The sequence below is a fragment of the Cellulomonas sp. A375-1 genome (genome assembly GCF_001040865.1).
GTDB lineage: Bacteria > Actinomycetota > Actinomycetes > Actinomycetales > Cellulomonadaceae > Cellulomonas > Cellulomonas gelida.
In genome coordinates, this window is the sequence record NZ_LFKW01000064.1 from 10,549 (window position 1) to 16,145 (window position 5,597).

At 73.1% G+C, this 5,597-nt stretch carries 4 protein-coding genes; 2 read left to right on the top strand and 2 right to left on the bottom strand.

Annotated elements, in window-relative coordinates; genetic code table 11:
• Positions 1-287 precede the first annotated feature (287 nt).
• Positions 288-458 (top strand): YegP family protein, encoded by a 171-nt coding sequence (locus CWIS_RS07400; RefSeq protein WP_082156286.1) that lies wholly within the window; start codon positions 288-290, stop codon positions 456-458.
• Positions 459-648: 190 nt separating this feature from the next.
• On the opposite strand, the gene CWIS_RS07405 is transcribed toward CWIS_RS07400, so the two are convergent.
• Entirely contained in the window at positions 649-1,401 is a 753-nt protein-coding gene (locus CWIS_RS07405) for an SDR family NAD(P)-dependent oxidoreductase (protein ID WP_048342623.1), read from the bottom strand.
• A gap of 130 nt (positions 1,402-1,531) precedes the next feature.
• On the opposite strand from CWIS_RS07405, the gene CWIS_RS07410 reads away from it, so the two are divergent.
• A complete protein-coding gene (locus CWIS_RS07410; protein WP_048342624.1) occupies positions 1,532-2,377 on the top strand; it encodes a helix-turn-helix transcriptional regulator in 846 nt (281 codons plus the stop codon).
• A 116-nt stretch (positions 2,378-2,493) separates the two neighbouring features.
• On the opposite strand, the gene mfd is transcribed toward CWIS_RS07410, so the two are convergent.
• On the bottom strand, positions 2,494-5,597 hold a 3,104-nt coding region (mfd, locus tag CWIS_RS07415), incomplete at its 5' end, for a transcription-repair coupling factor (protein ID WP_048342628.1).

The following is a 5,597-nucleotide window of genomic DNA, read 5'->3' on the forward strand; positions in this document are numbered from 1 at the left end:
GCTCCGGCCTCACCGCCCCATCACCGGAGCACCCGCTGTCTCGTCGCTCCCCCACCCCGCCACCCAGCACCTGCTCCGGCCTCACCGCCCCATCACCGGAGCACCCGCTGGCTCGTCGCTCCCCTACCCGGCGACCCAGCGCTTGCTCGGGGGTGACGGTCGTGAGCTGGAGGGTGTGCTGCGTGGTGGGTGAGCCGGGTGGGTGAGTCGTCGGCGGGGGCTGGTCGTCGGCGCCGGGCGGGTGTTGGCTGGGCGCATCAGGCAACGACGCCCGAGTGGAGGCTCCCGTGAAGTTCGAGATCGTCAAGAGCGACAACGGCAAGTGGTTCTTCCGGATCGTCGCGCAGAACGGCAACGTGCTCGCCCACAGCCAGCAGTACACCGAGAAGGCGTCGGCCAAGTCGACGATCGAGTCCATCAGGAAGAACGCCGCCGGCGCGGACATCGTCGACGCCTGACGCCCCCACCCCCCACGCGACGCCGAGCTCCGTCCCTGCGGCGTGCCCGGACCGCGCCGCGACCCAGCGCCTGCTCGCCCTCACGGGGCCGGGAGCCGGAGCAGGCGCTGGGTCGTCCGTGACGAGGCAGCGGTTGCTCGCCCTCAGCGGGTCGGGGGCCGGAGCAGGCCCTGGGTCGCGGGAGGTGGGGTCAGAGGGACTGGCCGCCCGAGGCCTCGATGCGCTGGGCGGTGACCCAGGACATCGACGGCGACGTGATCGCCGCGACGACGCGCCCGACGTCCGTCGGCTCGCCCACGCGACCCATCGCGCTCACGCCCGCGATCATCGTCCGGTAGCTCTCGTCGTCGCGGATGACGCCGCCGCCGAAGTCGGTCGCCGTCGCACCCGGCGCGATCGAGTTCACCGCGATCCCCCGCGGGCCGAGCTCCTTGGCGAGGTACCGCGTCCACACCTCCACGGCGCCCTTCATGGCCGCGTAGACGCTGTACGCCGAGCCGCCCGTGAAGCGGGTCAGGCCGGTGGACACGTTGAGCACGTGGCCGCGGTCGACGAGCAGGGGTGCGAGCGCCTGCGTGAGCAGCACGGGCCCGCGCACGTGGATCGCGTGCAGCGCGTCCATGTCGTCGGCGGTGATCGACCCGAACGGGGTGTGCCCGGCCACGCCGGCGTTGTTCACGAGCACGTCGAGGCCCGCGGCACCCCAGCCGTCGAGCACGGAGCGCAGCGCGTCGGCGAACTCCTCGAACGCGACGGCCGACGTGTCGAGCGCGAGCGCAGCGGCCCGGCCGCCCGCCGCCGTGATCAGGGCGACGACCTCGTCGGCCGAGGTCCTGTCGCGGACGTAGGTGACGACGACGTCGGCGCCGTCCTCGGCCAGCGCGAGCGCGGCCGCCCGGCCGAGCCCGCGCGAGCCGCCGGTGACGAGTGCGGTGCGAGTCATGGGTGGTCCTTCCGTGGTGGTGATCCGTGCCCTCCACGGTGGGGCCCACCCACGGGCTGATCCAGGCCGCACGTATCCGGGGATGGGCGATCCCTGGCTGCGGGTCGACGCGGGGAGCGACGATGGGCGCATGGACCGACCCCAGCTCGCCGACTTCCTGCGAGCGCGGCGCGCGGCGCTGCAGCCCGAGGACGTCGGCCTGCCCCGCGGGCCGCGCCGGCGCACGGCCGGGCTGCGGCGCGAGGAGGTCGCCGCGCTGTGCGGCATGTCGGCGGACTACTACGGCCGGCTCGAGCAGGGGCGTGGTCCGCAGCCGTCGGAGCCGATGCTCGCGGCGATCGCGCGCGGGCTGCACCTCACGGTCGCCGAGCGTGACCACCTGTTCCGCCTCGCGGGTCACCACGCGCCCGAGCGCACGAGCCGCACCGACCACGTGGCGCCCGCGATCCTGCGCATCCTCGACCGCCTGCAGGACACCCCGGCGCAGGTCATCACCGAGCTCGGCGAGACGCTCGTGCAGACCCCGGCCGCGGCGGCGCTGCTGGGCGACCAGACCCGGTTCCAGGGCTTCGAGCGGTCGACCGTGTACCGGTGGTTCACCGATCCGTCGTCGCGCGACGTCTACCCGCCCGAGGACCACGACGAGCGCGCCGTGACCTTCGTCGCGGAGCTGAGGTCCGCGTACGCGCGCGCCGGCAAGGGCTCACGAGCGGCCCGACTCGTCGACGACCTGTCGCGGCGCAGCGAGCAGTTCGCCGCGCTGTGGGCGCGTCACGACGTCGACGAGAAGCACGTGCGCACCAAGCGCCTGCAGCACCCCGAGCTCGGGGTGCTGACCCTCGACTGCGAGACGCTGCTCGACACGGACACCGGTCAGCGCCTGCTCGTCTTCACCGCGACGCCCGGCTCCCCGGACGCGGACAAGCTCGCCCTCCTGACGGTCCTGGGCCCGCGTCGCCTGACGCCTGCGCCCTGACGGGTCTGACCTCGACGCTCTGACCCTGGCACTCCGGCGCGCACGACCCCGCGCCTGCTCGCGGTCTCGCGCGCGAGAACCTGAGCAGGTGCGGGGTCGCGCCCGGACGGGCAGGGTCAGCGGGTGGTGCCGACCTGGGCGGCCGCGGAGACGTCGGCCAGCACCACCGCGTCGATGAGCTGGCGGCACCACGTGAGGATCTCGTGGCCGTGCAGCGGCTTGCCGCCGATGCGCGCGGTCGTCGGGAACGGCACGAGCACCGTGCGGACCGCGGGCTTGAGGACCGAGCCCGGGTACAGGCGCTTGAGCCGCAGCTGCGCGGACTCGGGCAGGTCGAGCGGCGCGAACCGCACGAACTTGCCCTGCGCGGTGATGTCGCTGAGCCCGGCCCGACGCGCGTGGTGCCGGAACTGCGCGACCTCGAACAGGTTGTCCACCGCCTCGGGCACCGGCCCGTACCGGTCGACCAGCTCGGCGCGGACCTCGCGCAGCGTCGTCTCGTCGGCCGCGACGGCCATCTTGCGGTACGCCTCGAGGCGCAGCCGCTCGTGCGCGATGTAGTCGTGCGGGATGTGCGCGTCGACGGGCAGCTCGATCGTGACGTCGGGCAGCTCCTCGGGCACGTCGTCGCGGAACGCCGCGACGGCCTCGCCGACCATCCGGATGTACAGGTCGAAGCCCACACCCTCGATGTGCCCGGACTGCTCGCCGCCGAGCAGGTTGCCGGCGCCGCGGATCTCGAGGTCTTTCATGGCCACGGCCATGCCGGCGCCGAGGTCGGTGTTCGCCGCGATGGTCTGCAGGCGGTCGTGGGCGGTCTCGGTGAGCGGCTTCTCCGGCGGGTACAGGAAGTAGGCGTACGCGCGCTCGCGACCGCGACCGACGCGCCCACGGAGCTGGTGCAGCTGCGACAGGCCCAGCAGGTCGGCGCGCTCGAGGATCAGCGTGTTGGCGTTCGAGATGTCGAGGCCCGTCTCGACGATGGTCGTGCAGACCAGCACGTCGAACTTCTTCTCCCAGAAGTCGACGATCACCTGCTCGAGCTGGTGCTCGCCCATCTTCCCGTGCGCCACAGCGATGCGGGCCTCGGGCACGAGCTCGTTGAGCCGCGAGGCCGTGCGCTCGATCGACTCGACGCGGTTGTGCACGTAGAACACCTGACCCTCGCGCAGCAGCTCGCGTCGGATCGCGGCGGAGATCTGCTTCTCCTCGTACCCGCCGACGAACGTCAGGACCGGGTGCCGCTCCTCGGGCGGGGTCGCGAGCGTGGACATCTCCCGGATGCCGGTCACGGCCATCTCGAGCGTGCGCGGGATCGGCGTCGCGGACATCGCGAGCACGTCGACGTTGGTGCGCAGCGCCTTGAGCGTCTCCTTGTGCTCGACGCCGAACCGCTGCTCCTCGTCGATCACGACGAGCCCGAGATCCTTGAACCGCACGTCGCCGGTGATCAGCCGGTGCGTGCCGATCACGACGTCGACCGAGCCGTCCGCGAGCCCCTCGACGATGGCCTTGCTCTCCTTGGCCGTCTGGAACCGCGACAGCGCCTTGACCGTCACCGGGAACGCGGAGTAGCGCTCGGCGAACGTGTCGAGGTGCTGCTGGACGAGCAGCGTCGTCGGGACGAGGACCGCGACCTGCTTGCCGTCCTGCACGGCCTTGAACGCCGCGCGCACCGCGATCTCCGTCTTGCCGTAGCCGACGTCCCCGCAGACCAGCCGGTCCATCGGGATCGACTTCTCCATGTCGGCCTTGACCTCGTCGATCGTCGCCGCCTGGTCGGGCGTCTCGACGTACGCGAACGCGTCCTCGAGCTCGCGCTGCCACGGCGTGTCCGGACCGAACGCGTGCCCGGGCGTCGCCATGCGCGCCGAGTACAGCCGGATGAGCTCGGACGCGATCTCCTTGACCGCCTTGCGCGCACGGCTCTTCGTCTTGGTCCAGTCCGAGCCGCCCATGCGGTTCAGGCTCGGCGCCTCGCCGCCCACGTACTTGGTGACCTGGTCGAGCTGGTCGGTCGGCACGTACAGCCGGTCGCCGGGCTGGCCGCGCTTCGACGACGCGTACTCGATCACCAGGTACTCGCGCGTCGCCGCGGCAGCGCCTGAGCCGATCGTGCGCTGCACCAGGTCGACGAACCGCCCCACGCCGTGCGCCTCGTGCACGACGAAGTCGCCCGCCCGCAACGCCAAGGGATCGACGACGTTGCGGCGCCGGCTCGGCATCCGGCGCATGTCGCGCGTGGACGAGCCGGCACGCCCCGTGAGGTCCGACTCCGAGAACACCGCGAGGCGCTGCGCCTCCGCGACGAACCCCGGTCCCACGGGCGCGGGCACGACCAGGACGACGCCGCCCTCGGGCTCGTCGTCGATCGACGCGACGAGCCGCGCGGGGCAGTCCGCGGCCTTGAGCTGCTCGACCATGCGCTGCGCGGGGCCGTGCGCCTCGGTCGCGAGCACCAGCCGCCACCCGGCCTGCTGCAGCGCGCGCACGTCGGCCACGGCCCGCGCGACCTCACCGCGGTACCGCTCGACGTCGCGCGCGGCCACGACGAGCGTCTCCACGCCGTCGGTCTCGCGCACGGGCGCGTCCGCCTCGGACTCGTCGGCACCCGCGTCGAGCGTGAAGCCCGACAGCGTCCACCACCCCAGCCCGCGCACGGCCGCGAGCGCGCGGACGTCGGCGAACGTCGCGAACGACGCAGCGGACAGGTCCAGCGGCGTCGCGGCACCCGCGGCGGCGGACGTCCAGGCCGCCTCGAGGAACTCCTGCGTGGTCGCGACCAGGTCGTGCGCGCGGCGCCGGATGCGCTCGGGGTCGACCAGCACGAGCAGCGCGTCGTCGGGGACGAGGTCCAGCACCGGGACCATGCGCTCGACGAGCGCGGGCGCGAGCGACTCCATGCCCTCCACGGCGATCCCCGCGGCGAGCTTGTCGAGCATGTCGATCGCGCCGGGCAGCTGCGTGACGAGCGCCGCGGCCCGCTCGCGCACCTCGTCGGTCAGCAGGATCTCGCGGCACGGCGGCGCCCACAGCCCGTGGTCCGCGATCTCGAGCGAGCGCTGGTCCGCGACCGAGAACCAGCGGATCTCCTCGACGTCCTCACCCCACAGCTCGATGCGCAGCGGGTGCGACTCGGTGGGCGGGAACACGTCGAGGATCCCGCCGCGCACCGCGAACTCGCCGCGCTTCTCGACCATGTCCACGCGGCTGTACGCGG

Excerpts from the sequence above, each read along its gene's own strand:
- CWIS_RS07405 (WP_048342623.1), bottom strand. The coding sequence starts at position 1,401 with ATGACTCGCACCGCACTCGTCACCGGCGGCTCGCGCGGGCTCGGCCGG.
- CWIS_RS07410 (WP_048342624.1), top strand. The coding sequence starts at position 1,532 with ATGGACCGACCCCAGCTCGCCGACTTCCTGCGAGCGCGGCGCGCGGCG.